This is a genomic window from Sphingopyxis selenitireducens, assembly GCF_051550705.1.
Lineage (GTDB): Bacteria > Pseudomonadota > Alphaproteobacteria > Sphingomonadales > Sphingomonadaceae > Sphingopyxis.
In genome coordinates this window covers 230,319-251,276 of sequence record NZ_JBPULG010000001.1, presented here as the reverse complement: position 1 = coordinate 251,276, position 20,958 = coordinate 230,319, and the positions used below count along the sequence as shown (strand labels likewise).

18 protein-coding genes and 1 pseudogene are annotated in these 20,958 nt (G+C 65.0%); 6 read left to right on the top strand and 13 right to left on the bottom strand.

Annotated elements, in window-relative coordinates:
- Complete coding sequence (locus ACSYDV_RS01115) at window positions 1-873, top strand: alpha/beta fold hydrolase (RefSeq protein WP_438321898.1); 873 nt, start codon at window positions 1-3, stop codon at window positions 871-873.
- Window positions 874-920: 47 nt separating this feature from the next.
- Here ACSYDV_RS01115 and cobA read toward each other — a convergent pair whose 3' ends face one another.
- The 12 genes from cobA to ACSYDV_RS01055 all read right to left on the bottom strand — a co-directional run bounded on the left by cobA (window position 921) and on the right by ACSYDV_RS01055 (window position 14,474).
- Window positions 921-1,706: a uroporphyrinogen-III C-methyltransferase gene (gene cobA, locus ACSYDV_RS01110; protein ID WP_438321897.1), complete on the bottom strand. Its 786-nt coding sequence runs from the start codon at window positions 1,704-1,706 to the stop codon at window positions 921-923.
- On the bottom strand, window positions 1,696-4,293 hold the full coding sequence (locus tag ACSYDV_RS01105) for a molybdopterin-dependent oxidoreductase (RefSeq protein WP_438322816.1): 2,598 nt from the start codon (window positions 4,291-4,293) through the stop codon (window positions 1,696-1,698). The genes cobA and ACSYDV_RS01105 overlap by 11 nt, the downstream gene beginning before the upstream one ends.
- Window positions 4,290-4,631 carry a nitrite reductase small subunit NirD gene (nirD, locus tag ACSYDV_RS01100; protein WP_438321896.1) on the bottom strand — a complete coding sequence of 114 codons (342 nt, stop codon included), beginning with the start codon at window positions 4,629-4,631 and terminating at the stop codon, window positions 4,290-4,292. The genes ACSYDV_RS01105 and nirD overlap by 4 nt, the downstream gene beginning before the upstream one ends.
- On the bottom strand, window positions 4,628-7,105 hold the full coding sequence (gene nirB, locus ACSYDV_RS01095; RefSeq protein WP_438321895.1) for a nitrite reductase large subunit NirB: 2,478 nt from the start codon (window positions 7,103-7,105) through the stop codon (window positions 4,628-4,630). Before nirB ends, nirD begins: the two co-directional genes overlap by 4 nt.
- Window positions 7,106-7,205: 100 nt before the next feature.
- Window positions 7,206-8,441, bottom strand: coding sequence for a nitrate/nitrite transporter (locus tag ACSYDV_RS01090; RefSeq protein ID WP_438321894.1), 1,236 nt, complete (start codon window positions 8,439-8,441; stop codon window positions 7,206-7,208).
- Window positions 8,442-8,700: 259 nt separating this feature from the next.
- Complete coding sequence (locus tag ACSYDV_RS01085; protein ID WP_438321893.1) at window positions 8,701-9,912, bottom strand: CmpA/NrtA family ABC transporter substrate-binding protein; 1,212 nt, start codon at window positions 9,910-9,912, stop codon at window positions 8,701-8,703.
- Window positions 9,909-10,490 carry an ANTAR domain-containing response regulator gene (locus ACSYDV_RS01080; protein WP_438321892.1) on the bottom strand — a complete coding sequence of 194 codons (582 nt, stop codon included), beginning with the start codon at window positions 10,488-10,490 and terminating at the stop codon, window positions 9,909-9,911. The genes ACSYDV_RS01085 and ACSYDV_RS01080 overlap by 4 nt, the downstream gene beginning before the upstream one ends.
- A 135-nt stretch (window positions 10,491-10,625) precedes the next feature.
- A complete protein-coding gene (locus ACSYDV_RS01075) occupies window positions 10,626-11,546 on the bottom strand; it encodes a M14 family metallopeptidase (RefSeq protein ID WP_438321891.1) in 921 nt (306 codons plus the stop codon).
- A gap of 145 nt (window positions 11,547-11,691) precedes the next feature.
- Window positions 11,692-12,312, bottom strand: coding sequence for a 50S ribosomal protein L9 (rplI, locus tag ACSYDV_RS01070; protein WP_438321890.1), 621 nt, complete (start codon window positions 12,310-12,312; stop codon window positions 11,692-11,694).
- 13 nt (window positions 12,313-12,325) lie between these two features.
- Window positions 12,326-12,550, bottom strand: coding sequence for a 30S ribosomal protein S18 (rpsR, locus tag ACSYDV_RS01065; RefSeq protein WP_438321889.1), 225 nt, complete (start codon window positions 12,548-12,550; stop codon window positions 12,326-12,328).
- 12 nt (window positions 12,551-12,562) lie between these two features.
- On the bottom strand, window positions 12,563-12,928 hold the full coding sequence (gene rpsF / locus ACSYDV_RS01060; protein ID WP_095386440.1) for a 30S ribosomal protein S6: 366 nt from the start codon (window positions 12,926-12,928) through the stop codon (window positions 12,563-12,565).
- 157 nt (window positions 12,929-13,085) lie between these two features.
- Window positions 13,086-14,474, bottom strand: a complete 1,389-nt coding sequence (locus tag ACSYDV_RS01055; protein ID WP_438321888.1) for a Mur ligase family protein — start codon at window positions 14,472-14,474, stop codon at window positions 13,086-13,088.
- 91 nt (window positions 14,475-14,565) lie between these two features.
- Between ACSYDV_RS01055 and ACSYDV_RS01050 the strand changes: the two genes are divergently transcribed.
- From ACSYDV_RS01050 to ACSYDV_RS01030, 5 genes and pseudogenes are all read left to right on the top strand, one after another.
- Window positions 14,566-15,393, top strand: a complete 828-nt coding sequence (locus ACSYDV_RS01050) for an LD-carboxypeptidase (protein ID WP_438321887.1) — start codon at window positions 14,566-14,568, stop codon at window positions 15,391-15,393.
- 129 nt (window positions 15,394-15,522) lie between these two features.
- Entirely contained in the window at window positions 15,523-16,461 is a 939-nt protein-coding gene (gene fabD / locus ACSYDV_RS01045; protein ID WP_438321886.1) for an ACP S-malonyltransferase, read from the top strand.
- A gap of 53 nt (window positions 16,462-16,514) precedes the next feature.
- A pseudogene (locus ACSYDV_RS01040) lies at window positions 16,515-16,913 on the top strand (GxxExxY protein); the annotation flags it as partial.
- Window positions 16,914-16,941: 28 nt separating this feature from the next.
- Entirely contained in the window at window positions 16,942-17,682 is a 741-nt protein-coding gene (gene fabG, locus ACSYDV_RS01035; protein ID WP_438321885.1) for a 3-oxoacyl-[acyl-carrier-protein] reductase, read from the top strand.
- Window positions 17,683-17,720: 38 nt separating this feature from the next.
- Complete coding sequence (locus ACSYDV_RS01030) at window positions 17,721-18,686, top strand: hypothetical protein (RefSeq protein WP_438321884.1); 966 nt, start codon at window positions 17,721-17,723, stop codon at window positions 18,684-18,686.
- Here ACSYDV_RS01030 and ACSYDV_RS01025 read toward each other — a convergent pair.
- On the bottom strand, window positions 18,664-20,784 hold the full coding sequence (locus tag ACSYDV_RS01025; RefSeq protein ID WP_438321883.1) for a TonB-dependent receptor: 2,121 nt from the start codon (window positions 20,782-20,784) through the stop codon (window positions 18,664-18,666). The genes ACSYDV_RS01030 and ACSYDV_RS01025 overlap by 23 nt on opposite strands.
- Window positions 20,785-20,958 lie beyond the last annotated feature (174 nt).

Genomic DNA, 20,958 nt, shown 5'->3' with positions numbered 1-20,958 from the left:
ATGACGGAATTCAAGGAGCGGCACTGGTCCGCACCCGACGGGGTGCCGCTTTTTGCCCGTGATTATCCCGCCGCCGATGGCGGGGCGCGGTTGCCGGTGATCTGTATCCACGGACTCACCCGCAACGCGCGCGATTTCGAGGAGGTGGCCCCCTGGCTCGCGGCGACGGGACGACGCGTGCTCGCGGTCGATGTTCGCGGGCGGGGGCGGTCGGGGCGCAGCGTCAATCCGATGCGCTATCAACTGCCGGTCTATGCGCGGGACATGACGGCGCTGCTCGACGCGCTGGGCATTTCGCGCGCGCATTTCATCGGCACGTCGATGGGCGGCCTGATCACCGTGATGCTCGCAGCCCGCCGTCGCCGCGCGATCGCCAGCGCGATCCTCAACGATGTGGGGCCGGAGATCGACCCTGCGGGGATCGCGCGCATCGCCGGCTATGCGGGGCGGCCGATCACGATCGAGACATGGGACGATGCGATCGCCCATTTCAAACGCACCAGCGCCGTCGCCTTCCCGAACCTGACTGACGACGACTGGCGCACGCTCACCGAACGCGCCTGCGTCGCCGACGGGCAGGGGCGGCCGGTCTTCGATTATGACCCGGCGATAGCGGTTCCGATCATGGCAAAGCCGCTGCCGCGCCGATCGCTGCTGGCATGGCTGTTGTTCCTGAGACTCGCGCGGTCGCGGCCGACGCTGTTGATCCGGGGCGAAATTTCGGATCTGTTGTCGCCGTCGATCGCCCAAAAAATGCGCCGCGCCGCGCCTCATATGGCCTATGCCGAAGTGGCCGGCGTCGGGCATGCGCCGCTGCTATCCGAAGCGGCGGCAAAGCAGGCGATTCTGGAGTTTCTGGAACCCATGCCCTGAGCTCTGCCATCCGCAGGCTCCTTTGGTAGGCCACGACCGTTCCGACTTTACTCATCGGTGGTTGCGGTGGCCGGGATGGTAACAGGCTGGCCCCGACCGGCATGCCGCACCGCTTCACCCACGAGGATCAGCGTGGGCGCGTCGGCCGCAAGGGTGCGTGTTGCAAGTCCCAGCAGGTCGAGGCGCGTTGAGAGCTGCTGCTCGCCGGGCAGGCTGATGTTACAGGCGATCAATACGGGCGTCGCAGCGGGCATTCCTCCGGCAAGCAGGCCCCGCTCGATGTCACCGGCGGCTTCGCGTCCCATATAGAAGGCGAGCGTCGCAGAGGAGGCCGCAAGCGCAGCCCAGTCGATGTCGAGCGCCGCGCCGCGGCGGCTGTGCGCGGTGACGAAACGGACGTCGCGCGCGACCCCGCGCAGCGACATCGAAACTCCGGCGGACGCCGCTGCCGCGCTCGCGGCGGTAATGCCGGGGCAGATGTGGACGCGATGACCCGCCGCTCGCAGCGCCGCCATTTCCTCGGCCGCCCGCGCAAAGAGCGAGGGGTCGCCGCCCTTCAGACGGACGACGCGGCGCCCGGCACCGGCGGCTGCTACCAGCAGCGCATCGATCGATTGCTGGTCCTTCAAATGGCGTCCCGACCGTTTTCCGACGCTGACCCGCTCGATGTGCGGCGGGATCAGCGCAAGAACGCCGGGGCCGACCAGCGCATCGTAAAATAGGATATCGGCGGCTTCGATCAGCCTGACCGCCTTCATCGTCAGCAATTCGGGATCGCCGGGGCCGGCACCGACCAGCCATACCGTGCCGGAAGGAAAATCGTCATGCTGCATGGCTTGTCTCCTCGGCCAATATGCGCGCGAGTGCGGGACGGCAGGAACCGCAGTTGGTGCCAGCCCGCAGCGCTCCGCCGATATCCGCGACATTGGCCAGTTGCTGGTCGCGGATCGCGGCGGCGATCGTCTTGAGACCGATGTCGAAGCAGACGCAGATGATCGGCCCGCGATCGACCTGTACCCCCGGCGCGCGTCCGGCGAGTAATGTCGGGGCGACGGCTGGCGCGGCGAGTTGAGCGATCAGCCAGTCGCGCGGCGGCAGCTCGCCGCTTTCGGTGATGAACAAGGCGCCCGCAAGGCGGGCATCGGCGACTACGGCGACCCGCCGCGTCCCGCGCGCGGCATCCTGCGCCTCGATACGCTCGCCTTTGGGAAGCAAGGCCTCGATCCGCTTGATATCGCCGTTGCCCGCGAGTTCCCACATGACCCCCGACGGCACCGCGACGCGCGTCGCCCACAGGCACGGCGGGGGGCCGGAAAGTTCGTCGGCCAGCAGCAGGAAGCCGCGCCAGCGCGCCGCCACAGCCTCGATCTTTGCGGGCGTGCGCTTGAAACCCGGCTGGCCCGAAACCGGGTCGACGAGCGGACGCGGCAAGAGCCCGGTGCGCCCGCCGCTCGACGTGCGGTCCGTCCAGTGGATCGGCACGAACAATTCGCCCGGCCGCTGGCCGCTCGAAAAAGCGACGCGGAAAAGGCTGTCGCCCTGCGGCGTTTCGACCCGCGCGAGCCCGCCATCGGTCAGGCCCAGTTCGGCGGCATCGGATGGATGGACCTCGACCAGCGGTTCGGCGCGGTGACGCGCGAGTTTGGGCGCGAGGCCGGTGCGTGTCATGCCATGCCACTGGTCGCGATATCGCCCGCTATTGAGTGTCAGCGGCCATTTGGCGAGCGGTTCGGGCAGGGGCTTTTGCACCACGGGCACCAGCCGCGCGCGGCCGTCGTCGGTCGGGAAACGTCCATCGGCGAAGACATGGTCACCGCCCCAGCGAAAGGGCGCCATCCCGTCATAGGCGACATTGCCGCCCTGGCCCGCACCGGGAAGCGCGAACAGCCGGGCGCCGTCATTGTCATAGGCCGACAGGCGGCAATGTTCGCGCCAGATGTCGGCGGGCCGGTCATAGGCGAAGGCGGTTTTCCAGCCCATGCGCCTGGCGACCTCCTTGACGATCCACCAATCGGGCATTGCTTCGCCGGGCAGCGCGAAGAGTGCACGCTGGCGGCTGATGGTGCGGTCCGAATTGGTGACCGTCCCGTCCTTTTCGCCCCATGCGGCGGCGGGCAGGCGGACGTGCGCAAAGGTGCCGGTATCGGTGTGCTCGATCACATCGCTGACGACGACGAAGGGGCAGGTCGCGAGGGCTTCGCGCACCCGGTTTGCGTCGGGCATCGACACTGCGGGATTGGTCGCCATCACCCACAGGGCCTTGATCCGGCCCTCGCCAACGGCGCGGAACAGATCGACGGCCTTTAGTCCGGGCTTTTCCGCGATCGTCGGCGCCGCCCAGAAACGCTGAACGCGCGCACGGTTGTCGGGCGCGAAATCCATATGCGCAGCAAGGGTCGATGCGAGCCCGCCAACCTCGCGTCCGCCCATCGCATTGGGCTGGCCGGTGATCGAGAAAGGCGCGGCGCCGGGTTTGCCGATGCGGCCGGTGGCAAGATGGAGGTTGGTGATCGCATTGACCTGATCGGTGCCGGCGGTCGCCTGATTGACCCCCTGGCTGAACATGGTGACGGTGCGCGGGGTCGCCGCGAACAGTTCATAGAAACGCCGGAGGTCGGCGGCAGGGACGTCGCAGGTGCGTGCCACCGACCACAGGTCGTTTCCTTCGCCAAGCTGGCTCCAGAAATCCTCGGGCTCGGTGACATGGTTGGCGAGATAGTTATGGTCGACCACACCGGTTTCACGGCAATATTGCAGCAGCCCGGTCATCAGGGCGACGTCGCTGCCCGGACGGATGGGCAGGTGGAGGTCGGCCTCTTCGGCCGTCTCCGTCTTGCGGGGGTCGATGACGACAAGTTTTGCCCCCGCTTCGCAGCGCGCGCGGATGCGTTGATAGACGATCGGGTGGCACCAGGCGGTGTTGCTGCCGACGAGGACGATCAGATCGGCAGCGTCCAGATCGTCATAGGTGGCGGGAACAATATCTTCGCCAAAGGCGCGCATGTGGCCTGCAACCGCGCTCGACATGCATAGCCGCGAATTGGTGTCGATGTTCGCGGTTCCGATGAAGCCCTTCATCAACTTGTTCGCGACGTAATAATCCTCGGTGAGCAGCTGGCCCGAGACGTAGAAGGCGACGCTGCCCGGACCGTGGCGCGCGATGGTTTCCCTGAAACGCCGGGCGACGAGGTCGAGCGCCTTGTCCCACCGCGCGCGCTTGTTGCCGATCATGGGGTGGAGCAGGCGACCTTCGAGCCCGACGGTCTCGCCGAGGTGGGTGCCTTTGGAGCAAAGCCTGCCGCGATTGGCGGGGTGGTCGGGGTCTCCTGCGATCTGGACTGCGCGTGTTCCCGTCACCGTTGCGCGAATACCGCAACCGACGCCGCAATAGGCGCAGGTGGTGCGGACGGCGTCCATCAGGCGGCGGCCTTCAATGTGCTGGCGCGGCAAATCAGCACGCGGCCGCCGTCGATTCTGACCGGGATGGTGGGTGTGCAGCCCTTGTCCTCACCGAGTGCTTCGCCCGTCGACAGGCTGATCCGCCAATTGTGCAGCGGGCAGGCGACGGCGCCGCCATGGACTATGCCTTGGCTCAGCCGCCCATGCTTGTGCGGGCAACGGTCGAGCAGGGCGAACACCTTGCCCTCGGCGGTGCGAAACAAGGCAATGTCATCGCCGCCCGCGACCTGCACGGTACGGCTGCCGCGCACCGGAATTTCATCTACCCAGCCGATGTCCAGCCAGTCCGCGGTCGTCATGCCGGTTCCTCCTGCGGAGTGAAGTGCGCCATTGGCGCATGATGTTCGCGCTCGGCGCCCTCGGCGCGCTGCGCCCAGGGATCGTCCTGCGAAAAGCTTTGGGAAAAGAGAAAACGCGCGTGCAGCGCCGCGCGGCCTTCGGTGTCGTCGGCAATCCGGCCCTTTATATAATCGACCCCGACACGTTCTATCCACGGTGCGGTGCGCTCCAGATAGCGGGCTTCCTCGCGGTAAAGCTGGATGAAGGCGGCACAAGTATCCATCGCCTCCTGCTCGGTCGCGACCTTGCACAGCAGGTCCGTCGCACGGACATGGATGCCGCCGTTGCCGCCGACGTGGAGTTCGTATCCGCTGTCGACGCAGACGATGCCGAAGTCCTTGATCGTCGCCTCGGCGCAGTTGCGCGGGCATCCGGACACGGCGATCTTGAACTTGTGCGGCATCCAGCTGCCCCAGCTCATCCGCTCGATCTTAACGCCAAGCCCGGTCGAATCCTGCGTACCGAAGCGGCACCATTCGGACCCGACGCAGGTCTTCACGGTACGCAGCGACTTGCCATAGGCGTGGCCCGAAACCATGCCGGCGGCATTGAGGTCGGCCCAGACCGCGGGCAGATCCTCCTTCCGGATCCCGAAGATGTCGAGCCGCTGGCCGCCGGTCACCTTGACCATGGGCGCGTTGAACTTTTCGACGACATCGGCGATCGCGCGCAGTTCGCGCGGGTTGGTGAGCCCACCCCACATGCGCGGGACGACCGAGTATGTGCCGTCCTTCTGGATATTGGCGTGCATCCGCTCGTTCACGAAACGGCTCTGCTGATCGTCGACATAATCGCCGGGAAGCGCGCAGAGCAGATAATAGTTGAGCGCCGGACGGCATGAGGAACAGCCGTCGGGGGTGGTCCAGTGGAGCTTCTGCATCACCTCGGGGATCGAGCGCATCGACTGCGCGACGATCTCGCGCCGGACATCGTCGTGACCGAAGCTTGTGCATTTGCACATCGTCTTGGCCCCCGCCTGCACCTCGTCGCCGAGGGTCAGTGCCAGCAGATTTTCGACGAGGCCGGTGCAACTGCCACAGCTTGCCGACGCCTTGCAGGAGCTGCGTACCGCGTCGAGGCTGTGCGCGCCCCTCGCGATGCACGAAACCACCTGTCCCTTGGTGACGCCGTTGCAGCCGCAAATCTCGGCATCGTCCGAGAGCGCCGCAACGGCTGCCTTAGGGTCCGCGGCGCCCCCTCCCGAGGCGAAAGCCTGACCGAAGATCAGGAGGTCGCGAAGGCCGGAGACATCCTCCTGTTTCCTGAGCAGGTCGAAATACCAGCCTCCATCGGCGGTGTCGCCATAGAGGACGGCGCCGACGATGCGGTCGTCCTTGACGATCACGCGCTTGTAGACGCCGCGGCTCGCGTCGCGGAGGACGATATCCTCGCAACCGTCACCGCCGGAGAAATCGCCGGTGGAGAAAACGTCGATGCCCGACACTTTGAGTTTGGTAGAGGTGACCGAGCCGCGATAGCTGCTGGGTTTCTCGACCAGGCCGTCGGCGAGGCTGCGGCACATGTCCCACAAGGGCGCGACGAGGCCGTAGACCTGTCCGTCATGCTCGACGCATTCGCCGACCGCGAGGATGGCGGGGTCGCTGGTGACCATATGGTCGTCGACCTGAATTCCGCGTCCGACCGCGAGCCCGGCATCGCGCGCGATCCGGGTCGATGGACGGATGCCGACCGCCATCACGACGAGCCCGGCGGGGATCAGCGTGCCGTCCTTGAGCTTCACACCCTCGACCTTGCCGTCGCCGACGATCTCGGCGGTGTCGGCGCCGGTCAGGATCGTCTGGCCGCGCGCTTCGAGCGCATTTTTGAGCAGCCACCCCGCCGCCTCGTCGAGCTGGCGTTCCATCAGCGTCGGCATCAGATGGATGACAGTGACCTTCATTCCGCGCAGGCTGAGGCCATGCGCCGCTTCAAGCCCGAGCAGGCCGCCGCCGATCACCACCGCTGCACCGCCGGCATCGGCGGCGGCCAGCATCGTTTCGACATCGTCCATGTCGCGAAAGGCGATGACGCCGGGCAAGTCGTTGCCGGGGACGGGGATGACGAAGGGATCGGAGCCGGTCGCGATCAACAGCCGGTCATAAGTCTCGATGAGGCCGCCGCGCGTCGTTACTGTCCTGGCAGCCCGGTCGATCGCCAGCACCGGATCACCCGCGACCAACGCGATGCCGTTGGTCGCGTACCAGTCCGCATCGTTGATCACGATATCGTCAAAGCATTTCTCGCCCGCCAGCACGGGGGAGAGCATGATGCGGTTGTAGTTCACCCGCGGCTCGGCGCCAAAGATCGTGACGCGATAGCGCGTCGGATCGCGCGCGATCAGTTCCTCGACCGCGCGGCAGCCGGCCATGCCGTTGCCGATGACGACCAGATGCTCGCGAGTGTCGGTTTCGACGTTGAGGGGGCTCAGTTTCATCAAAGCATCCAGTCCAGTTGCAGCCAGAATTTGTCGGTATCGGCATCAGCCGTGGGGGCCGGGGTACGTGCCGCCACGAGGATGAGGGCGCGGTCCATGATCATATCCGCACGCCTTCGGCGGCAGCCCACGCCCTGCGCCACTGACCCTTGACGAAGATCAGGCCGAGCAGCGCCGCCACCGCCAGCCCCGCGAAGATATAAAAGCCCGGTGCAAAGCTGCCCGACCATTGCCTGGCAAAACCGAGCGAGGAGGCGAGATAGAAGCCGCCCATGCCACCGGCCATGCCGACGAGCCCGGTCATCACGCCAATCTCGGCCGAGAAACGCTGCGGCACCAGCTGGAACACCGAGCCGTTGCCGATACCGAAAGCGAGCATTGCGATGACGAACAACCCGAGCGCGGAGGGAAGGCTGGCGGCTTGCGGAACGCCGGCGAGAGCCAGCGCCGCGACGACGAAGACGATCATCAGCGCCTTGATCCCGCCGATCCGGTCGGCAAGCGCCCCGCCCAGCGGACGCACGAGCGAGCCGGCGAATACGCACGCCGCAGTGCAATAGCCCGCGACGATCGGGGTGAGGTGAAACTGGTCGGTGAAATAGATCGGCAGCGATGCTGCCAGCCCGACGAAGCCGCCGAAGGTCACCGCGTAAAAACCCATCAGCCACCAGGCGTCGGCGGTCTTGAGCGGCGCGAAATAGCGGGTCTGTTTCTTCGGCGCCGCCGCCGCCGGGGCGTCCTTCGCCATCGCCATATAGATGATGAAGACGATCGTGAGCGGAATGCAGGCGAGGCCGAGTACCGCGTTCCAGCCGAAAGCTTTGGCAAGGGCAGGGGCGAGGAGGGCGGCGATCACCGTTCCCGAATTGCCCATGCCGGCAAGCCCCATCGCCTTGCCCTGATGTTCGGGCGGATACCAGCGGCTCGCCAGCGGGAGCGCGATCGCGAAGCTCGCCCCGGCAAATCCCAGGATCAGCCCCAGAGCGAGAATGCCCTCGAAACTGTCGATCCCGTTGAACCATGAATAGAAAAGACCGCCGATGACGACGATCTGGCTGATCGCGCCCGCCCGCTTGGGCCCGATGTCGTCGACGAGGATCCCGTTGGTGATCCGGAGCAGCGCGCCGGCCAGGGTCGGCACCGCGACCATCAATCCCTTTTGGGCGGGGGTCAGGCCAAGGTCTTGCGCGATGGTCGGCGCCAGCGGGCCGAGGATGACCCAGACCATGAAGGCGAGGTCGAAGTAGAGAAAGGCTGCGACCAGTGTGGGCCAGTGCCCGCTCGACCAGAAACTGGATTTTCCCGGGGCGCTGGCGCCGCTCGTCATGTCCGTCATCGTCCGTCCCTTTGTGCGACGGGCAATAAAAAAGCCGCCAGGACGGCGGCCACGCGGGCGCATCCTGACGGCTTCATTGCCTGTTGGAGTGCAGGGAAAAGGCCCCCTGCCTGCCGCGCGGACCGGCCCCTTCGTTGGAGACGTAGCCGCTCTATTCTGTCCCGGCATCCTTGCCGGGTTCGTTTAAACTGCCTGATTCGCCCTGACCGTGCAATGATTTATTTCGCAGGTGCAGCATAAAATCGGACGGAAAGGAAAATCACACAAGATCAGAGAGATATCCCTGAATATCGTCGGGATCAAAGGCGCGTCCGTCGAAAAAGCGGTCACTGCCGAGCATCAAACGACCCTGTGTCGATCCCGCGCCGAGCGGCGCGTCGATCCCGCCTTCGAGTTTTGAACTTGCCCCCGGAAGCGGCGCGCCGGAGCCCACCAGTGCCGCGCGATAGATGTCGGGCCGGAACACGGCTGCGGCTGTCGCGGCATCGACGGCCGAATAGGCGGTGCCATCCCATCGCAGCATTTGCGAATAGAGCCAGGCGGCCTGGCTGCGCCACGGGAAATTCGCGGCTTCGCGGTGCTGAAACATAAAATCGGGATAGTGGATCGGATCGCCGCCGGGGACGATGCGAATGCGATCGGTGATCGCGCGCAGCACCGCATCGCGCGGTGCATCGAGATATTCAGCGCGCGCCAGGATGGTTGCACAATCTTCCGCAGTGCCGGGCTCGACGAAATGTGCTGCGGCGGCGTGGAGGGCGCGCAGCAGCGCCTCGACCGCATCGCGTCGTTCCCCGGCGACGGCTTCGCGCATCGCCAGTATCTTTTCCACGCCACGGCGCCAGATTTGCGCGGTGGCGAGGGCTATCTGTCCGACGCCGCGATCGACCGCGATCGAGTTCCACGGCTCACCGACGCAAATGCCGTCGACCTCCCCCGCAGCGAGCGCATCGGCGGCGAAGGGCGGGCTGGTGACGACGATCTCGACATCACTGTCGGGCCGGATGCCGACCCCCGCGAGCCAATAGCGCAGCATATAATTGTGGCTGGAGTAGCGGTGGACGACGCCGAACCGCAGCAACTTGCCCGCCGCTTTGTGCGCCGCAGCGACGCGCCGGAGCGCTGCGCCGATGACCGCAGGATCGCCGAGCGCGTCCCCCAGCCCGACTTCGCGCGCGAGTTGGATCGAAAAGGTTACGGCATTGCCATTGAGTCCCAGCACGAACGGCACCGCCATCGGCACTGCGGGCCGGTCACGACCAAGCGCGGTCGCGATCGCCAGCGGCGCGATCATATGCGCGGCGTCGGTGTGACCGTAGAGCAGGCGATCGCGCACCGTCGCCCATGTCATGTCGCGGACCAGTTCGATGGCCACGCCCTCACGCGCCGCAAAGCCGAGTTCATGCGCGAGGATCGGCAGCGCGGCATCGACCAGCGGCAGGAAGCCAATGCGGAATGTCTCGGCCGTCATTCCATGTCTCCCAACAGCGCGTCGCTCGTGACGATGGCCTCGGCGATCTCTGCGATGCGGCGATTGGTGCGCATCGCCTGTCCGCGCAGCAGCGCATAGGCTGCAGGCTCGTCGATCCCGCGCCGCTTCATCAAAATCGCCTTGGCGCGATCGATCGCCGCGCGCTCGACCAGCGCGTTCTTTGCCTCATCCAGTTCGCGTTGCAGCCGGGAAAATGCCTGAAAGCGCCGCACCGCCAGTTCGATGACGGGCTTTATCCGCTGTTTCGACAGTCCATCGACGACATAGGCCGACACGCCCGCGTCGATCGCCGCGCCGGTCACCTCGGCGTCGCTCTGATCGACGAACATCGCGATGGGCCGGGCGAGCGCGCGCGACATGGCGAAGAAATCCTCGAGCAGGTCGCGGCTGGGATTTTCGAGGTTGATCAGAACGACTTCGGGCTTTGCGGCTTCCACCTGCGCGACCAGCGGGCCCGCGGGATCGATCAGCACCAGATCGTCGAGACCGGCCTCGCGCAGGCCATCGGAAATGATCGCCGCGCGCGTTGTACTCGTGTCGATGATCGCGATCCTCATGGCCGCCCCTTACGGGGCGGCGTTCGAATCCGCCAGCGAGATCATTTCCAAAGCATGTTCTGGAATGTCCCGAGACTGGTTTTTGATTTTTTGCGTTCGTCACACCCACAGACGATGCGGATGGTGGAGGCGTCGTCAGGGGTGAGCGAGTGCGAAGTCCAGCGCCGCGCGCACGGTAGCGACCTGCGCCCGGACACATTCGGCCGGCGTTGTGCGCGGGCTGTCCGGATAGACTTCCGTGGTCGTCGTGTAGCGCGCGCCCGTGATCGAACAGCACAGCGCCAGCTTTTTCATCGGATATTCGATCACGCCATGCGCCACCACGGTCGAACCGATGATCTCGCCCTTTGCATCGGCGGGGGCGATGTGGGTTATCCGTTCAACCGCCGCGATAATCGATCGGTGGAATTCGGGCTGCGGATTGTCGCTGTCGTCGACCAGATAGAAACCATCGGGGATGAGTTCGGTCTGATAATCCTTGCCGTCGCGGGCGGCGAGCGCGGGGCCGAATTCGCTGGCGTCGCTATCGGTCGTCTCGTGCAGATCGACATGCACCAGAAACGGGCCCTGCACCGATGTGACGAGCTCGATCAGCGCGGTGGATTCGCGCGCCGGCCCATCGGCACGAAAATTCCGGTTGGGGTCGATGGCGTCATAGTTCCAGCGATTGATGCGTTCATACCCCCAGGGGCTGACGCAGGGCGCCACCAGCAGGTTGACCTTGCCGGCGTAATCCGCCGCGCATGTCTCAAGAAAATCGAGCGCGCCCAGAACGCCGCTGGTTTCATATCCGTGCACGCCGCCGGTCACGAGCGCGGTGGGAAGCGCCGGATCAAAATGCCGGTCGCGCAGCGCGAACAGCGTATACCGCTCGCCCGCATAGTCGAGCTGTCCATAAGCGATCGTCTCATAGCGATCGGCCAAAGCCTCGATGCGCGGCACGACATCCACGTCATAGCGGCGCAGGCGCGGCTGCCGGCTTCGCCATTGGTCGCGTTCTGTCTCGCCCCAGGGCTGGCCGAAGGTGCCTACGGGATAGAAGCTCGCATGGGTCATCTGGCGTCACTCGTTCGTTGCGGACAGGGGCGTCGGGGTCGCGGCCAGCTAGCCCAGCCTGCTTCCAGCTTCAATGCCACCAAAGAAAAAGGCTCCGGAACATGACGTTCCGGAGCCTTTTCTGTCTCTCGCGAGAGGAAGCTGTTTAGGCTTCTTCGTCCGCGGCCGGTGCTTCGGCAGCGACTTCCGAAGGAGGCGTGCCTTCTTCGAACTCGTCTTCGCTGTCGGGTTCCAGTGCCGTGGCAACAGCCTCGGCCTGTTCTTCCTCGAACATCGCGGCGATGACGTCGATGCCCTGCTTCTGCATTTCGGCTTCGTCAGGCGAACGAGCCACGTTGACGCTGACGGTCACGATGACTTCGGGGTGCAGCTTGACCTTGACGTCGACGAGGCCGAGCGACTTGATCGGGCGTTCCAGTTCGATCATCGCCTTGCCAACGCCTTCGACGCCGTTTTCAGCCAGCGCATCGACGATGTCGCGGACCGAAACCGAGCCGTAAAGCTGGCCGGTGTTCGACGCCTGACGGATCAGGACGACCTGCTGGCCGTCAATGCCGCTGGCGCGGCCTTCGGCGTCGGTGCGACGTTCGGCGTTGTCGGCCTCGATCTTCGACCGGTTGGCTTCGAACAGCTTGCGGTTGGCTTCGTTCGCGCGCAGCGCCTTGTTGTTGGGCAACAGGAAGTTGCGGGCAAAGCCGTTCTTGACGGTGACGACATCGCCGATACCGCCCAGTTTCTCGATACGTTCGAGCAGGATGATTTCCATCGTTCCGCGCTCCTTACTTCACAATGTAGGGGAGCAGGCCGATGTGGCGGGCGCGCTTGATCGCTTTCGCCAGCTCACGCTGCTTCTTGGTGGACACCGCGGTGATCCGCGACGGGACGATCTTGCCACGCTCCGACAGGTAACCCTGAAGCAGGCGGACGTCCTTGAAATCGATGACCGGTGCATCCTTCGTGCTGAAGGGGCAGGTCTTGCGGCGGCGGAAAAAGGGTCGTGCCATGGTGCTTGTTCCTTATTCTTCGCCGTCGCGGTCACGGCCGCGGCCGCCACGACGTTCCTGCTTGCGCATCATCACCGACGGACCCTTTTCGAGTTCATCGACCTTGATGGTGAGCCAGCGGATGATATCTTCGTTGATCGCAGCCTGACGCTCGATCTCTGCGATCGCTTCGCCCGACACTTCGGCCGACAGCATCACATAATGACCCTTGCGGTTCTTCTGGATCTTGTAGGCGAGCTGCTTCAGGCCCCAGGTTTCGGTCTTGTGAACCTGGCCCTTATACTCGCCGATAACGTTGGTGACGGTTTCCGCCAGCGCGTCGACCTGAGCCTGGCTCAGGTCCTGACGCGCAATAAAAACATGCTCGTAGAACGGCATGGTGCGCTTCCTCAATTTGGCCGATCGCTGGTGCCGCGCCAATCGCGTCACCCCTCCGGCTGTCGTCGTTGCTGTGCGAATGGGTGCAAAGCAAATGGGGCGACGGCAAAAGAGCCTCGCCCCAATGCGGGCGCCTATACAGATTCGCGGGGAATAATCAAGCGCCGACGGCCAGCTTTTCCAGCAATTCCCGGCCAAACTCGGTCAGCGTATCGTCGCGTGCGCCGAGGATGAGGATGCGGTCGCCGGGTTTCGCTTCCTCCAGCATCGCCGCACCGCACGCCGCACGCGTCGTCAGGTGCATGGCATCGCCGCCGCCGCCGACAATATCGGCGGCCAGCGCCTCGCTGCCGATGCTGCGGTCGACGGTGCCGCCGAAATAGACGGGGTCGCAGACGAACAGCCTGTCGCCGTCGCGCATCCCGCCCGCAAAGCTCGCCGCCAGCTCCTTGCCCATCTGGCGCAGCGGGCCATAGCCGTGCGGCTGAAAGAACAGCAAAGCGCGGCCCGGGAGTTCGGCGACGGCGGCGAGGGTCGCGGCCACTTTATCCGGGTTATGCGCGAAATCGTCGATGACGGTGACGCCGTTTGCCTGTCCCAGCACCTCATAGCGGCGGGCGAGGCCGGTGAATTCGGCGAGCGCCGCGATCGATTGCCCGACCGATATATTGACCGAGCGCGCTGCGGCGATCGCGGCGAGGGCATTGGCGGCATTGTGGCGCCCGGGCATGCGCAGGCGCACGTCGTGGCGATCTCCCGCGAAGCTGACGGTGAAGCGGCAGCCGTCCGGCAGCGCCTCGAAATCGCCGCCGCGGATCGCCGCCGCATCCGAAAAGCCGAAGCGCATGACATTGTGGCCCGCCAGCAACGGCGCCGATTCCGCATCGTCGGCATTGATCACCGCGATCCGCGCCTTCGCGGCGAAATCGCCGAACAGCTGGTGCAGCTCCTCAAGGCTCTTGTGGTCGAGGCTGATGTTCGTGACCACCGCGACGTCGGGCTGATAAAGCGCGATCGAACCGTCGCTTTCGTCGACTTCGCTCACGTAAGAGGCGGCATCGCCGACCAGTGCGCTCGCGAAGGGCATGTCATCGCCTGCGAAATTGCGCATCACTGCGCCGTTCATCACCGTCGGCTTGCGGCCTGCGCTTTCGAGAATCCAGCCGATCATCCCGGTGACGGTTGACTTGCCGCTCGTCCCGCCGACGCCGATGGCCTTGTCGGCGGCGTTGAACAGTGCGGCGTTGAGGTCGGCGCGCGTCATGCGCGGCAGGCCGAGCGCGTTTGCGGCGGCGATATCGGGCACGCTATCTTCGACCGCAGCCGAGGCGACGATGATTTGTCCGGCTTTCGGGCCGCTGCCGTCCTGCGGGAATAATGTGATCCCCTGATCGGCAAGCCATTGAAATTTCCCGGACGATCGGCCCTGATCGCGGCTGCGATCCGATCCGGAAACCTTGGCTCCGCGCGCCGCGACGATCATCGCCAGCGGCAACATGCCCGACCCGCCGATGCCGCAAAAGAAATAGGATTTGTTTTCGGTCATGGCCCGGCGTTATGGCCTCGGCGAAGGGTTTGCAACCAGCGCCCACCGCAAATCCCGTTCGTGCGAACCGACAGAGAGACTGGCTTAGATCATGCGCATCGGAATCGTCGCTCCCTCCACTCCTATTCTCCCGGATGACGCCGAGGCCGTCCGTGCTCTCGCAAGCCTCGGCTATCCGGGGGTCGAACTGGAATTCGACCCGCAATGCTTCGCCGTCCACGGCCATTTCGCGGGCGAGGACGGGCACCGTTTCGCAGCGCTGGTTGAGATGGCGAACCGCCCCGATATCGACGCAGTCTGGTTCGCGCGCGGCGGCTATGGCGCCTGCCGGATCGCCGAGGACGCCGTCGCGGCGATGACCCCGGTGGCGCGGCATAAAGCCTTTCTCGGCTATTCGGATCAGGGCAATCTGCTCGGCGCGCTCTATCGCGACGGTTTCGATCATGTCGCCCATGGCCCGATGGTTGCCGATATCCGCCGCGAGGGAGGCGACGCAGCGGTGTTGCGTGCGCTCGACTGGCTTGTGGCGCGCGATCCTGCCGCGTGCGAGCCGGGGTTGCAGCATGGAGCGCGTCACGCGGCGTTCAATCTGATGACGCTGTCGATGCTGCTCGGCACCCCGCTCGAACCCGACCTCTCGGGTCATGTGCTGCTGGTCGAGGAGGTCAGCGAATATCTTTACGCCTTCGACCGCGCCTTTTTCCACGTCGCGAGCTATCTGGCGCCGCGCGGGCTTGCGGGCCTGCGGCTTGGCCGGGTCAGCGACGTGCCTGAAAACGACCGGCCTTTTGGCGCGGAGGCCGAAGAAATAGCGCAGGACTGGTGCGCACGCACCGGCGTCCCCTGGCTCGGCCGCGCTGACATCGGCCATGATGCAGGCAACAAGGTCGTCCCCTTCGGCTTGCATCGCGCCGGGTGAGGGAATAGGCGCGGGCCTTTCCGTCGCTCCTGCGAAGGCAGGGGCCGCTGTCGGCACGACGCCGACGGTGAAGTATAGAACGCCAACGGCCCCCGCCTGCGCGGGGGCGACGAATAAGAGGGCAGGGTCATGCGCGCATTTATTTTTCCGGGTCAGGGCAGTCAGGCGGTCGGCATGGGCAAGGCGCTCGCCGACGCATCGCCGGTTGCGCGCGAGGTCTTTCAGGAAGTCGACGACGCGCTGGGGCAGAAATTGTTCCAACTGATGAGCGAGGGGCCCGAGGATCAGCTGACGCTCACCGAAAATGCCCAGCCCGCGATCATGGCCAATGCCATCGCGACGCTGCGCGTGCTCGAAAAGGAGGGCGGCGTGACGCTCGCCGCCAAGGCCGATTATGTCGCGGGCCACAGCCTCGGCGAATATAGCGCGCTCTGCGCCGCCGGCGCCTTCGACCTCGCGACCACCGCACGGCTTCTGAAGACGCGCGGGCAGGCGATGCAGGCGGCGGTGCCGGTCGGCATTGGCGCGATGGCGGCGCTGCTCGGCGCAGATATTGAAACCGCGCAAAAGCTTGCCGATGCCGCCGCCGAGGGCGAAGTCTGCACCGTCGCCAACGACAATGACCCGTCGCAGGTCGTGATCTCCGGTCACAAGGGCGCGGTCGAACGCGCGGTCGCGCTGGTCAAGGATTATGGCATCAAGCGCGGCATTCTGCTGCCCGTATCCGCTCCCTTCCATTGCCCGCTGATGCAGCCCGCCGCCGACGCGATGGCCGAAGCGCTCGGTGCCAATCCGCCTGCGGCGCCGCTGGTTCCCGTCGTCGCCAATGTCACGGCAAGCCCGGTGAGCGACGCAAGCACGATCCGCGACCTGCTCGTCCAGCAAATCACCGGCCGCGTTCGCTGGCGCGAGAGCGTGGGCGCGATGGAAGGCATCGGCGTGACCCACTTCGTCGAATTCGGCGGCAAAGTGCTGTCGCCGATGGTCAAGCGCAGCGCGTCGGGCGAGGTCGAGACGGTCAGCGTCATTTCGATGGACGATATCGAGGCACTGCTCAAAGCGCTTTAATAGATGAGCGCAGAGTAGCAGAAAACAAGTTCACGCGGAGACGCGGAGGGGTAGTGCAGGACATAGATGTCGTGAGCGGCGATGTGCTGGATTTGTCCCTCCGCTTGCATCGAGACTTGGGCCCCGGATTGCTGGAAAGCGTCTATGAGACGGTTCTCGCTGGCAAGCTGATTGAGCTTGGATATCGGGTCGATCGACAAATGCCAGTCGATATACTCTTCGAAGGGACTCGCTTCGATGCTGCCTTCCGTATCGATTTGCTCGTCGACAATCGTTTGCTGGTCGAGATCAAATCCGTCGAGCGGTTGAACCCGGCTCATGGAAAGCAGCTATTGACCTACCTTCGTCTGACCGGCCAATCCGTCGGTCTGCTCATTAATTTTGGCGGCGCAACGCTCAAGGAAGGCGTCCGCCGCATCGTCAACGACCATAAACCCTCCGCGTCTCCGCGTGAACCGGTAAAAATAGGAGTTCTCCAATATGTTCGATCTCACAGGCATGACCGCTCTCGTTACCGGCGCTTCGGGAGGCATCGGTTCGGCCATTGCGCAGGCACTGGCGGCGCAGGGGACGCGTCTTGCGGTGTCGGGTTCCAACGCCGACAAGTTGAATGTGTTTCGCGATAGCCTTGGCGGCGATCATGTCGCGCTGCCGTGCAATCTGGGCGATGGCGCGGCCGTCGATGCGCTGGTGCCTTCGGCGGTCGATGCGCTCGGCAAGCTCGATATTCTCGTCAACAACGCCGGGGTCACCCGCGACAATCTGATCATGCGGATGAAGGATGAGGAGTGGATGGATGTCATCCGCATCAATCTGGAGGCCAATTTCCGTCTGGCGCGTGCAGCGGCCAAGCCGATGATGAAGGCGCGTTTCGGGCGCATCATTTCGGTCACCAGCGTCGTCGGCGCGACGGGCAATCCGGGGCAGGCCAATTATGCGGCGTCGAAGGCGGGTGTGACCGGGATGACCAAGGCGCTGGCGCAGGAGCTTGCGAGCCGCGGCGTCACCGCCAACTGCGTCGCTCCGGGCTTTATCGCCACTGCGATGACCGATGACCTGCCCGATGCGCAGAAGGAAGCGCTGAACCAGCGCATCCCCGCCGGCCGGATGGGCGAGGGGAGCGACATCGCTGCCGCAGTCGTCTATCTTGCTTCGAAGGAAGCAGGCTATGTCACCGGCCAGACATTGCATGTGAACGGCGGGATGGCCATGCTGTCCTGAGCCAGATGGGGCGAAGGCCCCGGTGGGGGAGGAAGCGCATGATCAGATTCTGGGTGTGCGGTGCGGCGCTGGCGACGGCAGCGATGCCGGTCGCGGCGTCGGCGCAGCTGGGGGACAAACTCGATTGCGCGGTCGAGAGGGCCGAGCCGCCGTTCAAGAATCTGCTGGCAGAGGCGCTGATCGGCGACGGCGACAATCTGGGCTTTGAACTGCTTCTGGGCCAGTTTTCGACCATCGCCGACAGCTGTGCCGCGGGCTTCACGCTCGATGTCGCGCAGAAAAAAGCCTATCTCGACTATGGAGTCAGCAGCGTCTTGCACGAATGGCTGATCAGGCGGTTGGCCAGCTATGGCCTTTCTGCCACGGCCATCGACACAGCGCTCGATTTCGGACCGGGCCGCAGCAACCCGCGCCTGTCGGGCGAAATGAGCGAAGATCAGGTCAAGATATTGGTTCAGGCCTTCATGGAAAATGGGGTCGATACCGAAAGTCTGAGCTCGCCGGCGTGGGAAAGCGTCGGCACCTATGCAGCGGTGTCGTCGATCTATTGGCGCCAGCGGCAGGCCTTGTCCGCATGGACGGTGATGCCCCTCTCGCTGCTTGCCGTGCCGGAATCGGCGAAGCCTGCCCGTGCCGAACAGCCAGCGGTTCCCGAGCCCGTCGTCGCTGCACCATCGCCTTCACCGGCGGCTCCGGCGCCAGTGTCTGCGCCCGAACCGGTTATTCCGGCTCCTCCGCCGGTTGAAGCGGTCGATGCCCCCGTGCCGGAGCCTGAACCGGTCATCGCCGCGCCGCCGCCGACGGAGGCGGTTCCCGAACCAGCGCCGGAGCCAGTGTCTCAGCCGACCATTGCTCCGCCGCCACCGACCGAAGCGAGCCCGGCTCCCGTGCCGGAACCGACGCCCGAACCGGTTGCCGTCACGCCGCCACCGGCCGAAGCGGCCCCGGTGTCATCACCGGAGCCCGCTCCGTCAGCTGAGGTCAGAAGCTCGCCCGAGCCGTGATGCGGAAGTCGCGGCCTGCCAGCGGCACATAATCTTTGGTAAAGCTGGCGTGGCGCCGGGCATCGACGTCGAAGATATTGTTCGCGGCGAGCGACAACGTCAGATTCTTCGTATCGGGCAGCGGCCGCCAGCTGATCGACGCATTGACCAGCGTAAAGCCCTTGGTCGGGGTTTCGAACGCGGCATTGCGGTTCTGGTCATCGGTCCATTCGACCTCGGCGCGCGCATCGATCCGTTCGCCCTGTGCCTCGATCCCGCCCAGCACGCGCAGCGGCGGGATACGCGGAACATGGTCGCCGCCCTTGATTTTGGCACGCGTCATGTCGGCGGTGAGGTCGCCGACGATGTTGAAACCGCCGATCTGCGCCAGTCGCGCGCTCGCCTCGGCCTCAAAGCCATAGACGCGCGCGTCGCGCTGAAAATATTGGAAGACGGGCAGCTCATCCTCTTCGGCGCCCGTCGCCTCCGAATAGATGAAATTGTCGAACCAGTTGGCATAGCCGGTCAGGCTGAGATTGAAGGCGTCGCTTGCATATTTGAAAGAGGCTTCGCCGCCCCAGCTCGCCTCGCGCTTGAGGTCGGGGTTGCCGACTTCGAACGATTGGGTCGCAATATGCGGGCCGTTCGAGAACAGTTCTTCGGCCGACGGTGCGCGCACTGCGCGGGCGAGCGACACGCCGAACTTCATACCGTCGGCGATCTCGTAATTGGCGCCTAGCGCGCCCGAGAAGGTGTCGAACTTGCGCGCGATGCCCAGTGTCGGCGCGCGCACGTCAGTGGTTTCAAAGCGCGCTGCGGCCTCGAGGCCGAGCGATCCCAGCGTCCATTCCTGCAAAGTGAACAGCGCGAACTGGTCGGTCAGGTTGCGCGGGACAAAGGCTTCGGCGCCGACCGCGTTGAAATCGCGGTGGCTATATTGTACGCCGCTCGCGCCGCGCCAGCCGCCGCGGTCGTTCTGCGCGAGTTCCAGCCGGCCTTCGACGCCCTGGTTGGTGAAGACGGTGCCGACCTCGTCGCCTTCAAACTCGGTATGCTCATAATCGGCAAAACCGCCGCGCAGGCGCAGCTTGCTGAAAAAACCGTCGCCCAGTTCGACTTCGCCGCGAAGATCCGCGCGCCACTGCTTCAGGCCGATCGTCACCGGACCTTCGCCATGGTCGTGGCCGCCCTCTTCGCCTTCTTCGCCGCCATGGTCGTGCGATGTATTCGGGCGGCTCGGCACGCCATATTTGCTGTCGAAATAGCCGATCGAGATACCCAGCTGGCCGCCGTCGTTGATCAGCGACAGTCCGCCGCCGGCGGTCCAGGTTTCGCTGGCGGTGTTGGCGACCTTGCCGCGCGAATTGGCTTGTGTGGTGAGTTCGTCGGCTTCGTCCTGATGACCGTCCTCGACCGCATGTTCGGCGAGGTGGAGCAGGTCGCTGCGGATTTCGGGGGCAAAGACATAGCCGCCCGCGCGGACGTCGCCGCTCTTGCGCCAGCTGCCGTCGACATGCGCGACGATCTGCGGGCTGAGCGCGACGTCGACCGATGCACCGACATTGCGGTCATTGGCCGCGGTGGCATAGCCGCCGATCGCGTCGATATGGACATGGTCGGCGGGAACCTTGCGCGGGATGCGGCGGTCGAACAGGTTGACTGCGCCGCCGATGGCCTGGCTGCCGAACAGCAGCACGGCGGGGCCGCGCAATATTTCGATTCGCTCGACGGTCAGCGGGTCGATCGTGACGGCATGATCCGCCGACGTGTTCGACACGTCGATCGATCCGATGCCGTCGGTCAGCACGCGGACGCGCTCGCCCGAAAAACCGCGGAGTACCGGGCGCGAGGCGCCGGGCGCAAAGCTGGTCGCCGAGACGCCGGGCTGGCGCGTGAGCGTGTCGCCAATCTGTCCGCGAATGTCGCGCGCCAGCTCGTCGCCCTCCAGCACCGACACATTGCCGAGAATGTCGAGGCTGCGGACATAGGGGGCGGTGACGACGATCGGCCCGCCGCCATGGACATCGTCTTCGCTACCCGTCGTGCCGCTATCCTGGGCGAAAGCTGGGGCGGAAAGAAGGATGGCAAGCGTGAAACCGGCGGAGGAGAGGAGTCGCATCGGCGGAAAATCCTGTCAGTTGGATAAGATATTGCCGGGGTCAGTAATGATATACTGTTACAATGGCAAGCCCCGAAACGCCGCTTCAAAGGCGTTGGTCGGAGCCAGGATGCTGTTGGTCGACAAAGGCCGAACATGGCCGCGGCAAGCGAAGCTGTCTTGCGGCGTCCCATG

Excerpts from the sequence above, each read along its gene's own strand:
- ACSYDV_RS01115 (WP_438321898.1), top strand. The coding sequence starts at position 1 with ATGACGGAATTCAAGGAGCGGCACTGGTCCGCACCCGACGGGGTGCCG.
- cobA (WP_438321897.1), bottom strand. The coding sequence starts at position 1,706 with ATGCAGCATGACGATTTTCCTTCCGGCACGGTATGGCTGGTCGGTGCC.
- nirD (WP_438321896.1), bottom strand. The coding sequence starts at position 4,631 with ATGACGACCGCGGACTGGCTGGACATCGGCTGGGTAGATGAAATTCCG.
- nirB (WP_438321895.1), bottom strand. The coding sequence starts at position 7,105 with ATGAAACTGAGCCCCCTCAACGTCGAAACCGACACTCGCGAGCATCTG.
- ACSYDV_RS01090 (WP_438321894.1), bottom strand. The coding sequence starts at position 8,441 with ATGACGGACATGACGAGCGGCGCCAGCGCCCCGGGAAAATCCAGTTTC.
- ACSYDV_RS01085 (WP_438321893.1), bottom strand. The coding sequence starts at position 9,912 with ATGACGGCCGAGACATTCCGCATTGGCTTCCTGCCGCTGGTCGATGCC.
- ACSYDV_RS01080 (WP_438321892.1), bottom strand. The coding sequence starts at position 10,490 with ATGAGGATCGCGATCATCGACACGAGTACAACGCGCGCGGCGATCATT.
- ACSYDV_RS01075 (WP_438321891.1), bottom strand. The coding sequence starts at position 11,546 with ATGACCCATGCGAGCTTCTATCCCGTAGGCACCTTCGGCCAGCCCTGG.
- rplI (WP_438321890.1), bottom strand. The coding sequence starts at position 12,312 with ATGGAAATCATCCTGCTCGAACGTATCGAGAAACTGGGCGGTATCGGC.
- rpsR (WP_438321889.1), bottom strand. The coding sequence starts at position 12,550 with ATGGCACGACCCTTTTTCCGCCGCCGCAAGACCTGCCCCTTCAGCACG.
- rpsF (WP_095386440.1), bottom strand. The coding sequence starts at position 12,928 with ATGCCGTTCTACGAGCATGTTTTTATTGCGCGTCAGGACCTGAGCCAG.
- ACSYDV_RS01055 (WP_438321888.1), bottom strand. The coding sequence starts at position 14,474 with ATGACCGAAAACAAATCCTATTTCTTTTGCGGCATCGGCGGGTCGGGC.
- ACSYDV_RS01050 (WP_438321887.1), top strand. The coding sequence starts at position 14,566 with ATGCGCATCGGAATCGTCGCTCCCTCCACTCCTATTCTCCCGGATGAC.
- fabD (WP_438321886.1), top strand. The coding sequence starts at position 15,523 with ATGCGCGCATTTATTTTTCCGGGTCAGGGCAGTCAGGCGGTCGGCATG.
- fabG (WP_438321885.1), top strand. The coding sequence starts at position 16,942 with ATGTTCGATCTCACAGGCATGACCGCTCTCGTTACCGGCGCTTCGGGA.
- ACSYDV_RS01030 (WP_438321884.1), top strand. The coding sequence starts at position 17,721 with ATGATCAGATTCTGGGTGTGCGGTGCGGCGCTGGCGACGGCAGCGATG.
- ACSYDV_RS01025 (WP_438321883.1), bottom strand. The coding sequence starts at position 20,784 with ATGCGACTCCTCTCCTCCGCCGGTTTCACGCTTGCCATCCTTCTTTCC.